Source organism: Mucilaginibacter sp. PAMC 26640, assembly GCA_001596135.1.
Taxonomy (GTDB): Bacteria; Bacteroidota; Bacteroidia; order Sphingobacteriales; family Sphingobacteriaceae; genus Mucilaginibacter.
This window is the reverse complement of record CP014773.1, coordinates 925,628-945,009: the sequence shown is the minus strand read 5'-3', so window position 1 is coordinate 945,009 and position 19,382 is coordinate 925,628. Positions and strand designations below refer to the sequence as shown.

Sequence of the window (19,382 nt, the reverse complement as noted above, 5' to 3'; positions counted from 1 at the left end):
CAACGGAAGGTTGAAAGGTAACCAGGACTTCGGTCTTGCTACTTGATACTAACTACTTGATACGATAAACGGCAGCATAATCAAAAAGCATACAGTGGTGAGCAAAAGCATCACAAGTATAGAAGAAAGTAAGAAAGGGTACACGGGGGATGCCTTGGCTCTCAGAGGCGATGAAAGACGTGATAAGCTGCGATAAGCTGCGGGGATCAGCAAATATGAATTGATCCGCAGATTTCTGAATGGGGAAACCTAACTAATTGAAGATTAGTTGCAAATATGCGCAAACCTGCTGAACTGAAACATCTAAGTAAGCAGAGGAAGAGAAAATAATAATGATTTCCTGAGTAGTGGCGAGCGAAAGGGAAGAAGCCCAAACCGGATATGTTACGGCATATCCGGGGTTGTAGGACCACAACATGAATATCAAACAAAACCGGAACGGGGTGGGAAACCCGGCCATAGAGCATGAGAGCTGCGTACGGGTAATGAATGATAGGATAGTGGTATCCTGAGTACCGCGAGGTCGGAGACGCCTTGTGGGAATCTGCCGGCACCATCCGGTAAGGCTAAATACTCCTGAGAGACCGATAGTGAACCAGTACCGTGAGGGAAAGGTGAAAAGAACCCCGAACAGGGGAGTGAAATAGAACCTGAAACCGTGTACTTACAAGCGGTCGGAGCGGACATGTTCCGTGACGGCGTGCCTTTTGCATAATGAGCCTACGAGTTACTCTTCTCTGGCAAGGTTAAGTGTTTAAGACACGGATCCGAAGCGAAAGCGAGTCTGAATAGGGCGTATAGTCAGAGGAGGTAGACGCGAAACCTTGTGATCTACCCATGAGCAGGTTGAAGGTGCCGTAACAGGTACTGGAGGACCGAACCGATAAACGTTGAAAAGTTTCCGGATGACTTGTGGGTAGGGGTGAAAGGCTAATCAAACTGGGAAATAGCTCGTACTCCCCGAAATGTTTTTAGGAACAGCGTGGTGGTAAAGTTATACAGAGGTAGAGCTACTAATTGGGTGCGGGGGAGTCAAATCCTACCAAATCCAGATAAACTCCGAATGCTGTATAATATACACTGCAGTGAGGCTATGGGTGCTAAGGTCCATGGCCGAGAGGGAAAGAACCCAGACCATCAGCTAAGGTCCCCAAATTAACGCTAAGTTGAACTAACGAGGTCCGATTGCACAGACAGCTAGGATGTTGGCTTGGAAGCAGCCATTCATTTAAAGAGTGCGTAACAGCTCACTAGTCGAGCGATCGGGCATGGATAATAAACGGGCATTAAGCGTTATACCGAAGCTATGGATTATATCTCACGATATACTGGTAGGGGAGCATTCTAATTGCCGGTGAAGCAGGAAAGACAATTGACTGTGGAGGAATTAGAAAAGCAAATGTAGGCATAAGTAACGATAAGGCGGGAGAGAAACCCGCCCACCGAAAGACTAAGGTTTCCTGATCAACGCTAATCGGATCAGGGTTAGTCGGGGCCTAAGGTGAAGCCGAAGGGCGTAGCCGATGGACAACTGGTTAATATTCCAGTACTTTTTATAACTGCGATGCGGTGACGGAGTAGTGACACTGACGCGAACTGACGGAATAGTTCGTTAAAGGCCGTAGGTATAGGTTTGGTAGTTAAGTACGCCAGACTTGCTGAAAGCTGATAGTATACTGAGCCTTCGGGTAAGGTAATAGTTCAGGTAATCAGACTTCCAAGAAAACCCGCTAAGCTTCAGGTTATAAAAACCCGTACCGTAAACCGACACAGGTAGTCGAGGAGAGGATCCTAAGGTGCTCGAGTGAATCATGGCTAAGGAACTCGGCAAAATGGCCCTGTAACTTCGGGAGAAGGGGCGCTGGTAGCAATATCAGCCGCAGTGAAAAGGCCCAGGCGACTGTTTAACAAAAACACATGGCTATGCAAAATCGAAAGATGACGTATATGGCCTGACACCTGCCCGGTGCCGGAAGGTTAAGAGGGGATGTTAGGAGCAATTCGAAGCATTGAATCGAAGCCCCGGTAAACGGCGGCCGTAACTATAACGGTCCTAAGGTAGCGAAATTCCTTGTCGGGTAAGTTCCGACCTGCACGAATGGTGTAACGATCTGGGCGCTGTCTCAGCCATGAGCTCGGTGAAATTGTGGTATCGGTGAAGACGCCGGTTACCCGCAACGGGACGGAAAGACCCCATGCACCTTCACTACAACTTAACATTGATATCGGATACAGGATGTGTAGGATAGGTGGGAGACTGTGATCATGCTTCGCCAGGAGTATGTTAGTCAACGTTGAAATACCACCCTTTCTGTATTTGGTGTCTAACGCTGGAAACGGCGAACATTGTTTGGCGGGTAGTTTGACTGGGGTGGTCGCCTCCAAAAAGGTAACGGAGGCTTTCAAAGGTAAGCTCAGTACGCTTGGTAACCGTACGCGGAGTGCAATAGCATAAGCTTGCTTGACTGTGAGGCAGACAAGCCGAGCAGGGTCGAAAGACGGATATAGTGATCCGGTGGTTCTGCATGGAAGGGCCATCGCTCAAAGGATAAAAGGTACGCTGGGGATAACAGGCTGATCTCCCCCAAGAGCTCATATCGACGGGGAGGTTTGGCACCTCGATGTCGGCTCGTCACATCCTGGGGCTGGAGAAGGTCCCAAGGGTTGAGCTGTTCGCTCATTAAAGTGGCACGCGAGCTGGGTTCAGAACGTCGCGAGACAGTTCGGTCCCTATCTGTTGTGGGCGTTGGAAGTTTGAGTGGGGCTGACCTTAGTACGAGAGGACCGGGTTGGACTAACCTCTGGTGAATCTGTTATGGCGCCAGCTGTATTGCAGAGTAGCTACGTTGGGAATAGATAAGCGCTGAAAGCATCTAAGTGCGAAACTAGCCACAAGATGAGACTTCCATTGAGGATCGTAGCAGACTACTACGTTGATAGGTTACAGGTATAAAGGTGGTGACATCAAAGCCGAGTAATACTAATAATCCGAAGCTTTCTCATAGCAGGTAATTAAAGGTGTTAGAGATACAAGACCGTAAGATCCGGGAACCAGGAGCAATCCTAAGACCGAAATCCGATCTCTTGCCTCTGACACCTCAACACAAAGCTGTTGTTTTCTCTTAAAACTTACTTCTTTCAATAATATGTCATTGTTTGCTATCAGTAGCAAGTAGTTAGTATCAAGTATCAAGATATAACTACCCTGCATGGATAGAAACAAATAAAAAACCGTTAGCGATGTAGCTAAGATCAAGTCTTGATACTTGATACTAACTACTTGATACTAACAAAAAGGTATTCAGGTGCCTATATCGGCGGTGTCCACCTCTTCCCATTCCGAACAGAGAAGTTAAGCCCGCCAGAGCCGATGGTACTGCAGTAAAATGTGGGAGAGTAGGTCGGTGCCCAATCTTAAAGTTAAACCCCCTTGCGAAAGCCTGGGGGTTTCTTTATTTATACCCTTTTTTCCAACTAATACCCCCGCCGCCATCCCGAACTTGTTTCGGGAACCCCACAGGACACGCCCCCAGCATGCATTCCCTACTCCCGCCGTCATCCCGAACTTGTTTCGGGAACCCACAGGACAGGTTGCCGTCTTTTAATTATATCTCGCAAATTAACTAAACCCGTTCCGCTCATTGCCGCGGAGGCTATTAGTTTTTCGCTGTTGTTGTTTTTAAAGGTACTCAAGAGGGCTGCGCCGTTTTGCTGCGCCAAAAGAAGCAAAAGCGCTTTCAGCAGAGAGGCTTCTTTACGCACAGGCCTTTACCCTGCAAAGCGGGCAGCATCACGGGCTGCAAATTCTTGCCCCACTGGCGTTCCCGCAAACCCCTCGCTTCTGCAAGTTTGCTATGCCCCTGCCACCCCTCAGTCCACCTTATTCTGCCCGCTTTCGGCCGAAGCTGCTCTGCTGACATGCTGTATACATCCCGTAACATTGCATTTCGGAACTGATTGTTGGCTCGCGCGTGCCGCGCGTGACCTGGCAGCAATCGCGGATGCATCAACTGTCTTCCTCACCACCATGTCATTCGAGTGATAGCGCGGCAACCCCACAGGACAGGCTGCCAGCATACATTCCCCCGCCGTCATCCCGAACTTGTTTCGGGGCCCCACAGGACATGTTGCCAGCATGAAATAGACATGCTTATTTTCCCCTTACCAACCTGTCATTGCGAGCGATAGCGCGGCAACCTCATAGGACAAGTTGCCGTCTTTTGATGACGTTTTTGGCTGAAGCCGTTTGCTGACATTTGCTAAACCTAAATCCTGCACCGGCACAATTGCTGTTACCGGGTTCATGTTTTTATTTAGTAACGGTAGTAGGTGTAGTAGAATAGATCCAGAAGGTAATCAGCGCCCGCTAACTCTCCACAAAGTATGTTGGGTAGTCACTGTATAATCTTTTGCGTCACTGGCCATAGCTTTCAAGTCCGACGTTTTAAGGGTCACCAGGCCGTCTATCAGGTAGTGGTTTTTGTGGGTAACAGATTCATTTCCCTGCGGGCCTTTGCCAGCAATGGTTAAATAAGTGTAGCATGATGTAAAGGTTATACAGATAGCAATGATCGCAATCACAGGCTGGCGCGCCGGTGCTGCGCGTAACCCAGTGGGCAATGGCTTTGCCATATGGACATCTTCGTGTGATAGTGAAGAAACACACGCGGCATGTGTGTGCTAGCAGAGGCTTTAGTGCGCGCGTGACCAAGGCAACATTTTGAGGTATAGTCGCACCGTGATATCATCAGCCCTTGACTTTACACAAATAAAAGACTATTTTTCCATTCTTAAACCCTTATCAGTATGAATTGCTTAGAGTGTGACTGCTCAATCCCAGAGGTAGTGTATCGTTATTCAATCAAAAATATAGGAATACCCTTATGTCGAAATCATCAGGATTGGATTAGAGGTCATCAAGCTACGCCACAAGCAATTCACCTTTACTTTCTACTTAAACAAAATGGCGTTCCCGCCGAACTAGAAAAGCACGATGGATATAAATCTGTTGATATTGTTGTTGAAGAAGCAAAGGTACACATTGAGGTTGATGGGGGGCATCATAATTATAGTCATCGCCAAGCGCTAGCCGATTTAAAGAGAACATATCACGCCTTTAAAAAAGGATACGTTACACTGCGAATACCAAATTCTTTGGTGCATCAATGTCCCGAAGAAACTGCCGATACCATAACCGAAATTCTAGAAATTAACCTAAATAGGCAGCCAAGAAAAGCGTTTTCATTCTTTAATGTATTTAAGTAAATAGGCTACCTCTTAAACACATTACCCCTGTGCCAATCTAAATTGGCTTGTTCGGGATGATGCCACGACTGTGCAGGGAGTTTAATTTTAACCCCATTAAGATGTTGTAGGCTGTACGGGTGATCTGAACTTTCCATTACCTGGCCCGAAACCATTACTTTATAATCATTATCGATGCTTACCAAACCCCTGTCAAAAGCACGGTGCAGGTTTGGGCAAAGTGCAATGCCATTGCTTACCGTATCATCATGCGTAAGGCTGAAGGGCACAATATGGCAGGCATCAATAAAGCTATGCCCGTGGTGCGACTGCAACTGCATGCCGGTGATGCAACAGGTACTACTGTAAACTTTTGGCACTAATCTTTTAAACAAACCGCCTCTTACAAATTGCTCCTCTTCAGTTTCGACAATAGCGGACCGGTATTTTACTTCCGGTTCATTAAGTATATAACTTTCCAGGTTGTGCAGATAACCATCCCCGGTTTGTTTGTTTTGCAGGTAGGCATCTTTAGTGCCTGCGAAATAAGTTTCCAGCAATACAGCTTTGATCATTTCGCGCGAGGATTTATCACACAGAAGCAAGTAAATGTCATCAGCAAAATACCCATATGCTATTACATTGGCCAAGGTATTAACGCTACGGATGTAAGCATTTACCAGGCAACCCGGTTTGGTTTTTAGAAACCAAAAACCCTGTCCGTCTATTTTTTCGCTTTGCAGGTAATAAAATGGTTGGGTAAAATCTTCATGATGAAGAGTGCTCACCAGCAATTGCCAATTTTCGCAGAAGGAGCCAACCAAATTGGTGTCTACATATATTTGATTATCTATTATGATACCCTTTTCAATAAGCTCAATTATCGAGATAAGCAAAACAGGTTTATGCGGTGCTTTACCGTATACCGTATTGGCGCGGTTTAGCCGGGTAAGTTTTGAGATGAATTTGTTAAGTAGGACCAAGTGTTAGGATTAGTGAATTGTTTAATCGTTAAATTGTATTTTAACTAACTTGAGATTTCAAGGCTGGCATAGATATGCAAAAGCCGCCCCGCGCCTTAAAATAAGCTTTAGCGAGCCTAGCGTTAAATAATTTTTTGTGGCTTTTTAAAAATAAATGTTCGCAAATTTCCGATTTACTATTGTAGAATACCAAGTAAACTGGAGGTAATTTATTATAGCACATTCCAACTTTTTCATTGAATTCAAAGTTTCGATTAGTGTAAGCACGGTTGATAAGCGTTTACGTTATGCGAGTTGACTGGGATAGATCAGTTATAGTACACATTCAAAAATCCCAACCACTTTTAAATAAGCCAACTCATCATCAGATATTTCAAGGTCGCTATATTCTGAACTATATGACAAAGGCTTTAAGATAATCAATTGGTGACTCCATTGTCCATCACTTTCACGTTTTTGGCTCGTGTACTCTTTAACCGTGTAGCTCGAGCCAAAGTCAGGGTCTTGGATACTGGTATATTCAACCAATACTATCTTGCCATTTCGTGAACCGCCTCCGTCTTTCCTAAAAAGGCACAGCGATCCGTTGGGTATAATTTTATTCATTGATTCCCCAATAACCCTGCAAGCAAATAAATCTTTTGACGGCTTGTATCGGGCCGGTATTTCTACCCATTCAAAATCTTCGGCATTTGTGTCTGCTATTTGCAATTCGCTGAAGTTGCCAGCCGCTGCTTTTAGGTTAACTACTGGAACTGAATTTACAAAAGGAATGACGTTGGTTAGCGGCAGGTAGTTGGTAGGTGATATGGTAGCAGTCGCCTTTTCAATATGGCCTGCAAAATATTCTCTCAGGTTCTTATCGCAGACATATACATAAGTGCCTTTAATAGCTCTTAGCATCATAGTCTTATAAATATTTAAGATGTATTTTTTTAGTTCGAAAGGATCTAAAATGGACCGCTTTCCATTTTCATCGAAGTAGTTTTCTTTTACAATTACAATTTCGTCTTTATTCTTGTCGTAACTAATTTCGTTGCCAAATATTATTCCCGCATAATTTAAGTCATAACCTTGAGTTGTGTGAATACATCCAACCTCATTGACTGCGTTGGCAGAATTAATAAAATCGATTGAAACACTATTCCATTTTAATTTATATCCGTCTATTTCGATATCGTAAACGGTCTTGTCTTTTTTAGATACCCAGGGCCACGAGAAGCCAGCGACAGTTCTTGATAATCCACTTTCTTCATCCCTTAATTTTATTTCTTTTACCATTGCTTCGATAGAGTCGAAAAGAACAAATTCGTAGTCCTTGGATAGATAGACCTTTTGCAATGGCGGATTGTTGTTCAAAAGATTGCTGATGTGATCAACATAGCCGTTACCGCCCTTCACCCTGAATTGGGACTTTAGTGCTTCAATTTTGGTTGACGGTAAAAGTTTGAGCCTGTCGAAATCTTCTTTCCGGGCATCAGACGGTTTAATGGATTGGCCTTCATCATAAAATAGGATCGCCCTATCAGACTGTTTTTTAACCCAGTCCAATTCGCTGCAGGTGTTTTTGTCAAAGCTTAACTTTTCACATGCCACATCAAAAGCGCGGAAGTAAGCCCCTAAGTTTACCCGTCTTCTTAATCGGTGGGATTCATCAACTACTACAATATCGAACCGTTGATCTTTTAGATCGGCGGGGCCAATGACCATATTGGCGTTTAGTCCTTTTATATTTTTGAATACTTTTTTCAGCGTATTTCTAAACGATGACATAGGAACTACCAGCGCCATCTTCGGATTAGGAAATCTCTTTTTTAGTTCAATTACAGCTTTAATAAAATCGGATTCATCATCGCCGAATTCCTTATAATTAAAATCCTCATTTTTGGAGTGAAGAAGTTTGAATAAGAAGATTGCCAGGATGGTTTTTCCGGTTCCCGCGCCTCCTTCAACAATCACATTTTTAAAGTTATTATTCAACAAGGCAGTGATGATCGTCATCAAGCCTTCCTTTTGCTCATTACTTAAAGTTTTATATGGAGAGTATTTAAATAAGTCTGAATTATTGATGTGCTCGATAGAATGTTTAGTAATTCCTTCTGCCCTGAGTTTATTCCAGACAGCCTTAAACAGATCCCAGTAGATTTCTTTCTTCTGATAGTAGTTGTGGTTGGCTAATCCGATATTGCCATTAAGTAATTTGTACTGACCGTCGCCGGATATATACTTGATCAAATTTGACTCAATATCCAGCGTTGCAGATTTATTGAATTTTTCGCTGCTGATGAGGTGGACGGTGGATAACACACTTTTCGTATGGCTTTTCAAATGGGCAGTCATCCGGGCGTAGGTATCTGTTGTTTCGCCAACGTATGCTTCCTTTACTGCACCATCACTTATTATGTAAACAATTGGCCAGAGGTCTGTAGCGAAATGTGTATGCTGGAAACTACTGAATAAATTCGAATTGAAATCATACCTTTTAATTTCAAAGCCTGCGACTGGCATCATAGTTCGTTGTATTTTTTAGCACTTCCTTTCGATTTAGAAACCGGATACTTTTCGTTGTTCTTGGTGATCTTGTTGGTGATAATTTCGCTGATATTGAGATCGAATTTTTCCGCAATGAGCAATGCGTAGCCAAAGACATCAGCCAATTCGTCTTTAACCTTTTCTATATTAACATCTTCTGCCTTTTTCCAGAGAAATAATTCATTAAGTTCGGCAGCTTCAATAGATAAAGCCAAGGCTAGATCTTTAGCATTATGAAATTGTGCCCAATCTCGTTCATCCCTAAAATCGATAAATTTTTTTTGAAGTTCTTTTAACTCGCTCATATTGCTGGTCTAAGTTATTGGGGAAATTAAGAAAATTATCGCAGTAGTAAGTTACTTGCTTCGAAGTTGCGAATTATCACCGTTCTCTGCTGACATATGCCGTTTGTTATCTGCAAGTAATCCGATCAAAATCCGCCTACATAATCACCGCATCGTATACTTCTAATTTGGCTCAATAACTTCGTTATATAAACTTTCGTGAACCAGGTAAAATCGGTTGACGGTAAATTCGGGCGCTTTCCAGAACCGTATTTATCGAAATAGGGGGCATAGATTGCGGTTTGATTTTCTGTATCCCGGGCAGCATCAGGTTCTTACTTGTAATCAATTGTATCATTCGCGTTGGCCGGGAGCACTTCCTAATTCGTCCAAACAGAATAAACCTTACTAAACCGATAAGTTCGCTATGATGGTGGGGGTTATCTGATGTCGAACTGAAAGGCCTTTAAGTGTTGCCCGCACAGGCTGGAGGATCTTGGTATTGATTTTACGTAAAGATCGGTTCCTAAAACAGACGTAAAGAAGAAATCAACGGCGTTCTTAAACAGTTCGATGTCAACTGATACCAGCGGCTCGTTATGAATGTTTAGTGCTTCGAATATGTAGCTGCAATCCCTCACGAACGAGCCCTGTTCCTTGTAGAGTGTAGCGTCCATAAGTGCCGTATTTCGGTCTGCATTTACTTGCCGGTCCTTCTGCACACTCATCCTAAATTGACGCTTATGGCTTTCGATTATCGTCACCCCTCCATCCATCTTCACTGTAAAATCTTCCATCGCTCTATTTTTAATCACAAAGCTATGCTAAAAATATTAGTATTTTGAGGGTTTTATTACAATTTATACCTATTGTGCAATAGACTGTAAAATGCACAAACAACCGGAGCAAACTTTGGGCCGGCGCAATCTTACGTTTTGATCGCAATGCAGCAACTCCTTTATTGTGGTTCACTCTTCGAGCTCCGAACCCCTCCCACCTAAACCCGATTGGCGGAAAAGCCGCTTCTACCGGCGGCTTGTACAGAAAGCGGGGCCAGCCCTTCCCGATGGACGCTGCAGCACCTTTTCAAACTAGAGCTTTTACGGAGGCTTGCCGGGGCCGGTCGGGTGGTTTTGCGGTAAGTAAACGCCTGCCGGAGCTAACGCTCAAAAGTGTAAACCTTCAGTCGGATTGTAGGCGTGTTTGGCTGTTCCAACTTGTTCCAAAGGGGTGTTCCATGGTGCTGTTTTTAATCCATGCTTATTTTGTTAAGTAGCTATTAATAAGGCAGATGATTAAGTTACTTAAAGAACAGGGATGTTCCAATCTGTTCCACCTTAAGTCTGTAAACAGTTGATTGTCAATTCGAAACGTATTTCGGGTGTTCCACATTCGCAATGTGGAACAGGATTGGAAAATGGTTGAAGGTGGTATGGATAATCTGGCAAAAGTCCTTTCCAAAATTGCTACTGCCGCGTGTTGTTGCTGCGCCGGTATCTCCGTATCTGCGTTTAATAACACAGAAAAAAAATTAACTAAAATAGCAGATTTTCTAAATCCGCAGGATAAATATTCTCGTTTATACTATAATTATTGACCCCGAAATAACGAGACGATGAAAAATTTGCTAAATATTAAAGTAAAAGCCGTTGCTGCTAACATCCGTATTAAACGCGAAGAACTGAATTACACGCAGGAGTACCTCGCTGCCAAACTGAATATTTCTCAGAATGCATACAGCAAAATTGAGCTGGGTTATACTAAAATAACCCTGGAGCGCCTTTTCCAGATCGCCGAAGTTTTGGATGCCGATTTGATTGAACTGATCAAAACAGAAAGCGAACAGGCTGCATAAAGCTTTTTAATTAGTCGGTGTAATTTTTACGTGATATATTTGCGGCAAATTCAGAGGAATGAGTAACGCAGATATCATTGAAAAAACGACTGCCTTTGTGCAGGAAACCCTGCAAAACGCCGAGGGCGGGCACGATTGGTGGCATATTCAGCGGGTGCACATCAATGCCCAAAAGCTGGCCCAAACGGAGGCCTGCGATTTGCTTGTGGTTGAACTTGCCGCCCTTCTCCATGATATAGCCGACAGCAAATTCCACAACGGAGATGAGGAAATAGGACCCAGAACGGCCGGCGACTTCCTTACGGCTATTGGGGTAGATGAACCGATTGTGGTGCATGTGCAACAGATCATCAGGCATATGTCTTTCAAGGCTAGTTTTGATAAAGTAACCTTCCACTCGCCGGAGCTGGCCATTGTTCAGGATGCCGACCGGCTGGACGCCATTGGCGCTATAGGCATTGCGCGTGCATTTACCTACGGCGGGTTTAAAAACCGGGAGATCTACAACCCCGAATTGAAACCGAACCTGAACATGAGCAAAGAGGAGTATAAAAACACCACGGCGCCTACCATCAATCACTTTTACGAAAAACTACTTTTACTTAAAGATAAAATGAACACGGCTACCGGCAAGCAAATGGCGTTGCAGCGGCATGAATTTATGGAAACCTACCTGGACCAATTTTACAGCGAAGTACAATAAACAATAATTCTATACAAATAAGCCCCCCTTATGTGTAAAACCTTACTTTTCATTTCGGCAATGGCTATAGGCCAATTTTGCCACGCGCAGGATACTTTAAAACAACAGCGGTTTAATTTCCATTTTCAGCAAACGGTAATTACGCAATTTAAGCCTGCGTTCAGCGCTGCTTATACCGGTAACAACAGCTTGTTAACGGGTAAAGAAACGCAGTCGTCAATAACTACAACATTTTTTGGGGGTGCCCGGTTATGGAAAGGTGCGTCAGCTTTTTTCAATCCGGAGATGTCGGGTGGATCCGGCCTGAGTAAAACTTTGGGTGTAGCCGGTTTTCCCAACGGCGAAACATTCCGGGTAGGTGGCGCCGAGCCGAAGATCTATATCGCCAGGCTATACTTGTCGCAGAATTTTGAGTGGGGAAATGAGAAAGATACGCTGCCTGACAATGGGAAGAGCCTGGCAGGCCTCAGGAGCAAGCGATACCTGAATTTTACCATTGGTAAGTTTGGTATGGCTGATTTTTTCGACGGCAACGAATTTAGCCACGACCCGCGGTCGCAATTCATGAACTGGAGTTTGATGGATAATGCCGCCTGGGATTACCCTGCAAATACGCGCGGCTATGTGATGGGTGCCATGGCAGAACTGGGGCAACCTTCCTGGGCCCTACGCTTTGCCTTCACCATGACCACAACATCGGCCAATGGCGCTATTTGGGATGAACGCATTGCGCACGCCAACACACAAACGCTGGAATACGAAAAGCGCTATCAGGTAAACGGAAGAAACGGAAATGTGCGGATACTGGGCTTTCGCAATAATGGTAAAATGGGCAACTACCGTTTGGCTCTGGCGCAAAATCCGGTTAACCCGGTGGTGGATACCAACCTTACCTATGGCAAACACAAATACGGTTTCGGTATTAGTGCCGACCAGTACCTGAGCAAATACTTTGGTGTATTTGCCAAACTGAGTTACAATGATGGCAAAACAGAAACCTGGGCATTTACGGAGATCGACCGCTCTTTAAGCTTCGGCGCTGTGCTAAGGGGTGGCAAATGGCATCGTAAGGATGATGAACTGGCGTTGGCCTTTGTCGCTAACGGGATCTCCGGGCCGCACCGCGATTATTTGGCTGCAGGTGGTTATGGTTTTATCATCGGTGATGGCAAACTTAACTATGCTCATGAACTGATAGCAGAACTTTATTATAAGATAAATGCCTACCAGGGGAAGCTATGGCTGACTCCCGATTACCAGTTTATAGCCAACCCGGCGTATAATAGAGACCGGGGCCCGGTAAATGTTTTCTCGCTGAGGGCGCATGTAGAATTTTAATATCGGAAGGCTGCAATAAACTATTAAGTTTGTTGCAGCGTTTATTTAAGGTTGATTAAACTAATTGACTTTCAGCAGGTCATAAAACCATTATAAGATATTCAATGAAAAAGGCATTCTCTGTAATTCTGTTCCTGATGATTAGTGCTGCAACATTTGCACAGATAAAAAGTAATGATGTAAAAGCAACGGTTAGTTTTAAGATCAAAAATTTGGGTTTGAACACCAGTGGTGTGATCCCCGCTGCCCAGGCTACCATTATGTTTGACCCGGCTAAACTTGCAGAAAGTAAAATTGATGCGGTTGCCGACGCCAACACGATTGATACCGATAACGACATGCGGAATAACCACCTCAAAAAAGAGGAGTTTTTTGATGTGGCCAAGTATCCGAAGATCATCATGAAATCGGTAAGCTTTACTAAAAAGGGGGGCGATAATTATGTTGGGCAATTCAATTTAACTATAAAAGATAAAACGAAGGCAGTTACCGTGCCGTTTACTTATACTAAAAGTGACAACGGGGGCTTGTTTAAAGGAAACTTTAAGATTAACCGTAAAGACTTTGGCGTTGGTGGAAACAGCTTCACACTCAGTAACGATGTTACCATTGATATCCAGACTTTACCAGCTAAATAAGCTGCCAGAAATTGGTAACAATTATTTAATGCCTGCTCGCGTAGCCTGTAGTCAATTCTTCACCTACAAAGCGTAACTTTACCGCATGAATTTGCGCGTACTGGTATTGATCAATTCGGCAGCGGTAGCCATCAGTCTTTCGGCCGTAAATTATTATTTTCAGCATAAATGGTACGATATGATGATCACCTTCCTGGTGACACTCATCAGCAGCTATATCGTTTTTTACTATCTTATCGAAAAATACATCTACTCCAAAATTAAGCTGATCTACAAACTGATCCATAATTTGAAACTAGGTAGAGATCTTCGCGATGCACTGGGTGAGCATGTTAGCGCCAACCCGATCAAAGATGTGGAAGATGAAGTTAAAGAGTGGGCGAGGCTGAAAAAAATAGAGGTTGATGATCTGAAGAAGCAGGAACGGTTCCGCAGGGATTTTTTGTCCAATATCTCTCACGAATTTAAAACGCCGCTTTTTGCCATCCAGGGCTACATTGAAGCACTTCAGGATGATGATTTTGAGGATAAAGAAATGGCCACCAAGTTTTTGGATAAGGCATCAAAAAATGTAGACAGGCTGAGTTACCTCATCAAAGATCTGGACGAGATCTCTAAACTCGAATCTGGCGAGATTCCGATCAACTACACCAAGTTTAAGATAAATGATCTGATTAAGGAGGTGTTTGAATCCCTGGAGTTAAAGGCAAAGCATCATCATATCAAACTTACTTTCAAGCAAAAATATGATGATGGTATCTATGTAAATGGCGACAGGGAGAAGATCCGCCAGGTGCTGGTTAATTTGATAGACAATTCGTTTAAATACGGTAAGGAGGGTGGCAATACCTCCGTCAGTATTTTTACACTGCATGAGCAGGTGCTGGTAGAAGTTACCGACGATGGTATGGGTATTGAAGAAAAATTTCTGCCTCGGTTGTTCGAGCGTTTTTTTCGCACTGATACCAGTCGTTCGCGTCAGATTGGCGGCTCTGGCTTAGGTTTAGCAATTGTAAAACACATCATCGAAGCTCATCAGCAAACCATTAATGTGCGTAGTACCGAAGGCTTAGGCTCAACTTTTGGATTCACTTTGCAAAAAACAAAGCAGATTTTACCTTTTCCAAATATCCCGGTACTAAAAAGTTAACATTAAATTAACATTGCTTGCGTACCTTTACCAAAATAATTTAACACAATGTCACTCAACAGTATCTTCCAGTACTTTGTCCCAAAAGATAAAAAAACTTTCTTCCCGCTATTTGAGCAGGCAGCAAGTAACGTTGTAACCATGGCTACTATTCTGGTAGAAGCCGTAAATTCCAATAACCCGGCAACGCAGGATGAGCTGTTTAGGCAGATTGATAAATTAGAGAATAAAGGCGATGAGCTTACCCACCAGATCTACCTGGAGCTGGGCAAAAACTTTATTACTCCTTTCGATCGTGAGGATATCCACGCTTTGGCAACTGCTATAGATGATGTTGCTGATTATATCCATGGTGCGGCTAACCGCATGAGCTTATACAAGATCGATGATTTTAACGAGCATATTCGTAAGTTAAGCGATTTGATCCTGCAGGCGGCCGGCGATTTGGAAAAGGCCGTACGCGAATTAAAAGACCTTAAAAACGTACGTGCCATTGCAGATTCCTGCATCCGTATTAACAGCGTTGAGAACCAGGCCGATTATGTTTTTGACCGTGCCGTTGCTGATTTGTTCCTTTATGAAACAGATGCTATCCGCCTGATTAAATACAAAGAGATTTTGGCTGCTCTTGAAACTGCTACCGATATGTGCGAAGATGCCGCCAACGTGATGGAATCGATATTAGTTAAGAACGCCTAAGCATACCTTATTTATTTTTAAATGGTTACCACTTTATTAGTTGCTGTAGTTGCCCTGGCCCTTATATTTGATTATACCAATGGGTTTCATGATGCAGCAAACTCTATAGCCACCATCGTATCAACCAAGGTACTAACGCCTTTCCAGGCGGTGTTGATGGCTGCTGTATTTAACTTTGCCGCTTACTTTTTTATCAAAGACCATAAGGTTGCCAACACGGTAGCAAAAATTGTGGTAGAACAGTATATCACACTTCATGTTATCCTTGCCGGGCTTATAGCGGCAATTACCTGGAATTTAGCTACCTGGTGGTTTGGTATTCCTTCCAGTTCATCCCACACGCTTATCGGCGGGTTTGCAGGTGCCGGTGTTTGTAATGCCATCTACCTGGGTGCACCAGCTTTAAGTGCGGTGAACGCTCACTACATCTTAACCATTATTGCCTATATTGTACTAGCGCCTTTTATTGGTTTAATTATCGCTTATTTTATTACTATCCTTATTCTGCATATATGTAAAAAGGCCAGGCCCGTAACAGCCGAACGCTGGTTTAAACGCCTGCAACTTGTTTCGGCAGCGGCATTAAGCTTTGCACACGGTACTAACGATGCACAAAAGGTAATGGGTATTTTATACGTTGCGCTGATAGCAGCTAAAATAATCGGCGCAGGTTCACCTATGCCGGAGTGGATCCCACTTGCCTGTTACACTGCAATATCTGCAGGTACCATGAGCGGAGGTTGGAAGATCGTGAAAACGATGGGATCTAAAATAACCAAGATTACTCCGCTGGAAGGTGTTGCTGCAGAAACTGCCGGTGCCGTTACTCTATTTATCACCGAGCGTTTTGGAATACCTGTTTCTACTACACACACTATTACGGGTTCTATTATCGGGGTAGGCTTAACCAAGCGCGTATCTGCTGTGCGCTGGGGCGTAACTATAAATTTGGTTTGGGCATGGATCATTACCATTCCTATTTCTGCACTAATTGCCGGTTTGGTATTTGTGCTGATCCACTTGATAGGTTAACGAAACATACCGTAAGTAATTTCGTTAAAAGGGTATGAAAAAAGTCCTGCTCTTTATCCCCTTTATCTTTTTGTTATTTTCTGGCTGCGATACACTTAGTCAGGTAGCTCAAACTACCGTAAAGCAATATAGTAACCCCACCAATTTAGAAATCGGCAACGGACTTAAGCAAGCGCTTGAAATTGGTACAGGCAAAAGTTCCGACCAGCTTTCAACTGTAGATGGTTTTTTTGCAAACGCAGCAGTTAAAATACTATTCCCACCGGAAGCACAGAAGGCTGAACGCACATTAAGAAGTATAGGCTTGGGCAAGCTAGCTGATAATGTAATCCTATCCCTTAACCGCGCTGCCGAAGATGCCGCTAAAGAGGCAAAACCCATATTTGTAACAGCTATAAAACAAATGACCTTGCAGGATGTGACAAACATCCTTTTAGGAAGCCAGGATGCCGCGACAACCTATTTTAAGCGGACTACCACCTTGCAATTGTCGGCCAAGTTTAGCCCGGTGATACAAACCAGCTTAAATAAAGTAGGCGCTACAAAGTACTATACGGATGCCGCAACTGCTTATAACAGGGTGCCATTTGTGAGTAAGATTAATCCTGATATCACCAATTATGTAACTCAAAAAGCTATTGACGGTTTATTTTTTGAGATAGCTAAGGAGGAACTGAACATTCGCCAAAACCTGTCTGCGCGTACCACACCGTTACTACAAAAAGTATTTGGGTACTACGATAAAAATAAAAAATAAGATATAGTTCCTTTTAATTACTGCCCGGGATCTTTATTAGGAACCGGGCCTTTTTATGTACTTTAGCGTGATATATCCGATTAAAAAAATCGTATTGAGCGGGCTCGGGTTGATCGGAATGCATTAGTTAGCGATCGTAAACGCAAACTGGGTTTAAGTTGCGATATCGATCTTTAATTAGTGAATCAATTACCCGTGGTAAAATTAATTACTTTGGTCAACGTTTCGGTTTTACCATTTCGGTTGCCGATCCATTTACCGCTTTGGCGAATGATACTTACTGCTTGCTCGTCTGCAATGGGGCTGAGGCCTCTCAGCACTAGTATATTGGCAACGGTACCATTAGCCATTATATTAAATTTAATAGTTACGCTTCCGGTTTTTGCCCCCTTTGGCAGTACGGCACTTTTTTTAACATAAGCATTGAAACTTTCCCAGCCGCTTATAGGATGAGCGCCGGTATTAGTCGCCGCTAAATTCAAGTCTGAATTTGACCCATCAGAATTGGCATTTAATTCTACTTTTAAACTGTCTTTGCTGCTTGCAGTTACCTTTTTGCCATAATAGCCTTTATAACTAAAATCCAATGTTTCTTTGTCTTTGGTAGCCGGTAAAGAATAACCACCCTTAGCATCGGTTTGGGTAACTTCCGGTTTACCGGCAATTTTAACCGTTACACCGGGCATTGGCAATCCATTATTATTCACTACAACACCCGCCAGGTAGCCAGCCTCTGCAGCAGGCAGGTTGAGGCTATTGAGCTTATAGTTATTGTTTTGGCTCTTGCTTTCGTTGGTTACCACGCCCTCGGCCTTGCCTTTAAGTGCTTGCGATATCGGCCGTTTGGCAATGGCTACGGTAAGCGGAGTTTCGGCACTATCTTTTTGCCTGGCAATCGTTCCCATTATCATATCCGCCATTGGTGATGCAGTATCCTGCTTTGCGCCCGCATTGCCAACCGGTGCACTTGCAATTTCGGATAAAGCAGCTGGTTCGGCTATAACATGTTCATTGGGAACAGTTTTGTTATGCTTAATCTTTATAGGTACGGAGTTTGCCGAATGTGCTTTTGGCTGCGATACAGCCGCTTCATTATATTGCTTAGGCAATTCTGTTTTGGGAGCGATTGTATCAGCAGCGGGTTTTGTGGCAGGCATCAATTGTGCTGTCTTCGCAGCAGGATTGGTGCCGGTGTCATTTGCTCTATACAGCAAACCAACCACGATCATAAAACCGATAAGCCCTGCCGCTATTGAGATCATCATCCAGGGAACAATCCGGCGTTCTTTTTTAGCAGTTCTATTGATTAATCGCTCCTGTAATAAAGAAAGGTTTGCATCTTGGTCCTTCCCGGCCATTTCGTAACCATCCAGTGCATCCAACAAAAATGGATCGTCCTGTGCCTCTCGCTCCAGCTGGTGCATAGCTTTAGCATCAAGCTCTCCGTTGAGATACTTCCTGATTTGCGATATGTTGGCCCTTGGCTTATCCACCGTATTTTTCCAGGCAAAGCTTTAAATTGCGTTTGCCATTTTGTATGTAGCTTTTTACTTCGTTTAAGGTATATCCTGTTACTTCTGCAATTTCTTTATAGCACCTTTCATCTAAATAAAACAAGCGTACGCTTTGTTTTTGTGCAGGCACTAATTTATTTATGCAACGCTCTAATGCCTGCAGTGCTTCTTCCTTATCATCCTCAGGATGCAAAACCGGAGTGAATTCCATAAACTCCTCCAGTTCAACAGTAGGCAATTTTTTATCAGCCCTTAATTGCATCAAGCAATGGTTGCGGCTCACTACATAAAGCCAGCTCCTGAATTGTTTTATATCGTGCTGTTTAGCTTTGGTTACCAGCTCTTCAAATATACCCATAACGGCATCGCGGGCTAATTCCTCATCTTTAAGGTATTTTAGGCAAACGCCAAATACAAGTGGCATGTGCCTTTCATATAGCTTCCCCAGTACGCTTATATCGGCGTTTAAACGATAGCTGTTAACCAGCTCTTCATCTGCGGTATCCTCTGGCCTAATTGGTTTTCTGATGAAGTTCATTAAAAGCCACAAAATATATTTTTTTTGTGGCTTATGGAAATCTGGTTTTTTCTTGCGTTTGGCAATAATGGTAACTAACCACCTACAGATTAAAAGGTAGCTTCACCAAGGTGAA

The 19,382-nt window shown here is 43.6% G+C and carries 18 protein-coding genes, 2 rRNA genes and 1 pseudogene; 13 read left to right on the top strand and 8 right to left on the bottom strand.

Annotated features, from left to right (window positions below; all coding sequences use genetic code 11):
- The first annotated feature begins 118 nt into the window (after window positions 1-118).
- Together A0256_04135 and rrf are read left to right on the top strand one after the other, a co-directional pair.
- A 23S ribosomal RNA gene (locus A0256_04135) occupies window positions 119-3,002 on the top strand.
- A 299-nt stretch (window positions 3,003-3,301) separates the two neighbouring features.
- Window positions 3,302-3,413 (top strand): 5S ribosomal RNA (rrf, locus tag A0256_04130).
- Window positions 3,414-3,555: 142 nt separating this feature from the next.
- On the opposite strand, the gene A0256_04125 is transcribed toward rrf, so the two are convergent.
- On the bottom strand, window positions 3,556-3,762 hold the full coding sequence (locus A0256_04125) for a hypothetical protein (protein AMR30669.1): 207 nt from the start codon (window positions 3,760-3,762) through the stop codon (window positions 3,556-3,558).
- Window positions 3,763-4,366: 604 nt separating this feature from the next.
- Window positions 4,367-4,563: pseudogene (locus A0256_04120) on the bottom strand (hypothetical protein).
- 282 nt (window positions 4,564-4,845) lie between these two features.
- Between A0256_04120 and A0256_04115 the strand changes: the two are divergent.
- Complete coding sequence (locus A0256_04115) at window positions 4,846-5,265, top strand: hypothetical protein (protein ID AMR30668.1); 420 nt, start codon at window positions 4,846-4,848, stop codon at window positions 5,263-5,265.
- Between the two features lie 5 nt (window positions 5,266-5,270).
- On the opposite strand, the gene A0256_04110 is transcribed toward A0256_04115, so the two are convergent.
- From A0256_04110 to A0256_04095, 4 genes are all read right to left on the bottom strand, one after another.
- On the bottom strand, window positions 5,271-6,227 hold the full coding sequence (locus A0256_04110; GenBank protein ID AMR30667.1) for a hypothetical protein: 957 nt from the start codon (window positions 6,225-6,227) through the stop codon (window positions 5,271-5,273).
- Window positions 6,228-6,539: 312 nt separating this feature from the next.
- Window positions 6,540-8,738, bottom strand: a complete 2,199-nt coding sequence (locus tag A0256_04105) for a hypothetical protein (GenBank protein ID AMR30666.1) — start codon at window positions 8,736-8,738, stop codon at window positions 6,540-6,542.
- On the bottom strand, window positions 8,735-9,064 hold the full coding sequence (locus tag A0256_04100; GenBank protein ID AMR30665.1) for a nucleotide pyrophosphohydrolase: 330 nt from the start codon (window positions 9,062-9,064) through the stop codon (window positions 8,735-8,737). Before A0256_04100 ends, A0256_04105 begins: the two co-directional genes overlap by 4 nt.
- A 419-nt stretch (window positions 9,065-9,483) precedes the next feature.
- The gene (locus tag A0256_04095; GenBank protein ID AMR30664.1) at window positions 9,484-9,840 is read right to left on the bottom strand and encodes a hypothetical protein; all 357 of its coding nucleotides are present in this window, start codon (window positions 9,838-9,840) and stop codon (window positions 9,484-9,486) included.
- A gap of 164 nt (window positions 9,841-10,004) precedes the next feature.
- Here A0256_04095 and A0256_04090 point away from each other — a divergent pair, with 164 nt between their 5' ends.
- The 10 genes from A0256_04090 (at window position 10,005) to A0256_04045 (ending at window position 17,215) form a co-directional block, all read left to right on the top strand.
- On the top strand, window positions 10,005-10,319 hold the full coding sequence (locus A0256_04090; protein ID AMR30663.1) for a hypothetical protein: 315 nt from the start codon (window positions 10,005-10,007) through the stop codon (window positions 10,317-10,319).
- A 141-nt stretch (window positions 10,320-10,460) separates the two neighbouring features.
- A complete protein-coding gene (locus A0256_04085; GenBank protein AMR30662.1) occupies window positions 10,461-10,640 on the top strand; it encodes a hypothetical protein in 180 nt (59 codons plus the stop codon).
- An 18-nt stretch (window positions 10,641-10,658) separates the two neighbouring features.
- Window positions 10,659-10,898: a transcriptional regulator gene (locus A0256_04080; GenBank protein AMR30661.1), complete on the top strand. Its 240-nt coding sequence runs from the start codon at window positions 10,659-10,661 to the stop codon at window positions 10,896-10,898.
- A gap of 58 nt (window positions 10,899-10,956) precedes the next feature.
- Complete coding sequence (locus A0256_04075) at window positions 10,957-11,601, top strand: phosphohydrolase (GenBank protein ID AMR30660.1); 645 nt, start codon at window positions 10,957-10,959, stop codon at window positions 11,599-11,601.
- Between the two features lie 60 nt (window positions 11,602-11,661).
- Window positions 11,662-12,939 (top strand): porin, encoded by a 1,278-nt coding sequence (locus A0256_04070; protein ID AMR30659.1) that lies wholly within the window; start codon window positions 11,662-11,664, stop codon window positions 12,937-12,939.
- Between the two features lie 104 nt (window positions 12,940-13,043).
- Window positions 13,044-13,577, top strand: coding sequence for a hypothetical protein (locus tag A0256_04065; protein AMR30658.1), 534 nt, complete (start codon window positions 13,044-13,046; stop codon window positions 13,575-13,577).
- Window positions 13,578-13,662: 85 nt separating this feature from the next.
- Window positions 13,663-14,727 (top strand): two-component sensor histidine kinase, encoded by a 1,065-nt coding sequence (locus A0256_04060; protein ID AMR30657.1) that lies wholly within the window; start codon window positions 13,663-13,665, stop codon window positions 14,725-14,727.
- 48 nt (window positions 14,728-14,775) lie between these two features.
- Entirely contained in the window at window positions 14,776-15,426 is a 651-nt protein-coding gene (locus tag A0256_04055; GenBank protein ID AMR30656.1) for a phosphate transport regulator, read from the top strand.
- Window positions 15,427-15,447: 21 nt separating this feature from the next.
- Complete coding sequence (locus A0256_04050) at window positions 15,448-16,458, top strand: inorganic phosphate transporter (protein AMR30655.1); 1,011 nt, start codon at window positions 15,448-15,450, stop codon at window positions 16,456-16,458.
- Window positions 16,459-16,492: 34 nt separating this feature from the next.
- Window positions 16,493-17,215, top strand: a complete 723-nt coding sequence (locus A0256_04045; GenBank protein ID AMR30654.1) for a hypothetical protein — start codon at window positions 16,493-16,495, stop codon at window positions 17,213-17,215.
- 185 nt (window positions 17,216-17,400) lie between these two features.
- On the opposite strand, the gene A0256_04040 is transcribed toward A0256_04045, so the two are convergent.
- Window positions 17,401-18,708 (bottom strand): hypothetical protein, encoded by a 1,308-nt coding sequence (locus A0256_04040; protein ID AMR30653.1) that lies wholly within the window; start codon window positions 18,706-18,708, stop codon window positions 17,401-17,403.
- Complete coding sequence (locus A0256_04035) at window positions 18,701-19,267, bottom strand: RNA polymerase subunit sigma-70 (protein ID AMR30652.1); 567 nt, start codon at window positions 19,265-19,267, stop codon at window positions 18,701-18,703. Before A0256_04035 ends, A0256_04040 begins: the two co-directional genes overlap by 8 nt.
- Window positions 19,268-19,382: the final 115 nt, after the last annotated feature.

Excerpts from the sequence above, each read along its gene's own strand:
- A0256_04035 (AMR30652.1), bottom strand. The coding sequence starts at position 19,267 with ATGAACTTCATCAGAAAACCAATTAGGCCAGAGGATACCGCAGATGAA.
- A0256_04050 (AMR30655.1), top strand. The coding sequence starts at position 15,448 with ATGGTTACCACTTTATTAGTTGCTGTAGTTGCCCTGGCCCTTATATTT.
- A0256_04095 (AMR30664.1), bottom strand. The coding sequence starts at position 9,840 with ATGGAAGATTTTACAGTGAAGATGGATGGAGGGGTGACGATAATCGAA.
- A0256_04060 (AMR30657.1), top strand. The coding sequence starts at position 13,663 with ATGAATTTGCGCGTACTGGTATTGATCAATTCGGCAGCGGTAGCCATC.
- A0256_04070 (AMR30659.1), top strand. The coding sequence starts at position 11,662 with ATGGCTATAGGCCAATTTTGCCACGCGCAGGATACTTTAAAACAACAG.
- A0256_04100 (AMR30665.1), bottom strand. The coding sequence starts at position 9,064 with ATGAGCGAGTTAAAAGAACTTCAAAAAAAATTTATCGATTTTAGGGAT.
- A0256_04080 (AMR30661.1), top strand. The coding sequence starts at position 10,659 with ATGAAAAATTTGCTAAATATTAAAGTAAAAGCCGTTGCTGCTAACATC.
- A0256_04065 (AMR30658.1), top strand. The coding sequence starts at position 13,044 with ATGAAAAAGGCATTCTCTGTAATTCTGTTCCTGATGATTAGTGCTGCA.
- A0256_04045 (AMR30654.1), top strand. The coding sequence starts at position 16,493 with ATGAAAAAAGTCCTGCTCTTTATCCCCTTTATCTTTTTGTTATTTTCT.
- A0256_04105 (AMR30666.1), bottom strand. The coding sequence starts at position 8,738 with ATGATGCCAGTCGCAGGCTTTGAAATTAAAAGGTATGATTTCAATTCG.
- A0256_04075 (AMR30660.1), top strand. The coding sequence starts at position 10,957 with ATGAGTAACGCAGATATCATTGAAAAAACGACTGCCTTTGTGCAGGAA.
- A0256_04085 (AMR30662.1), top strand. The coding sequence starts at position 10,461 with ATGGTTGAAGGTGGTATGGATAATCTGGCAAAAGTCCTTTCCAAAATT.
- A0256_04055 (AMR30656.1), top strand. The coding sequence starts at position 14,776 with ATGTCACTCAACAGTATCTTCCAGTACTTTGTCCCAAAAGATAAAAAA.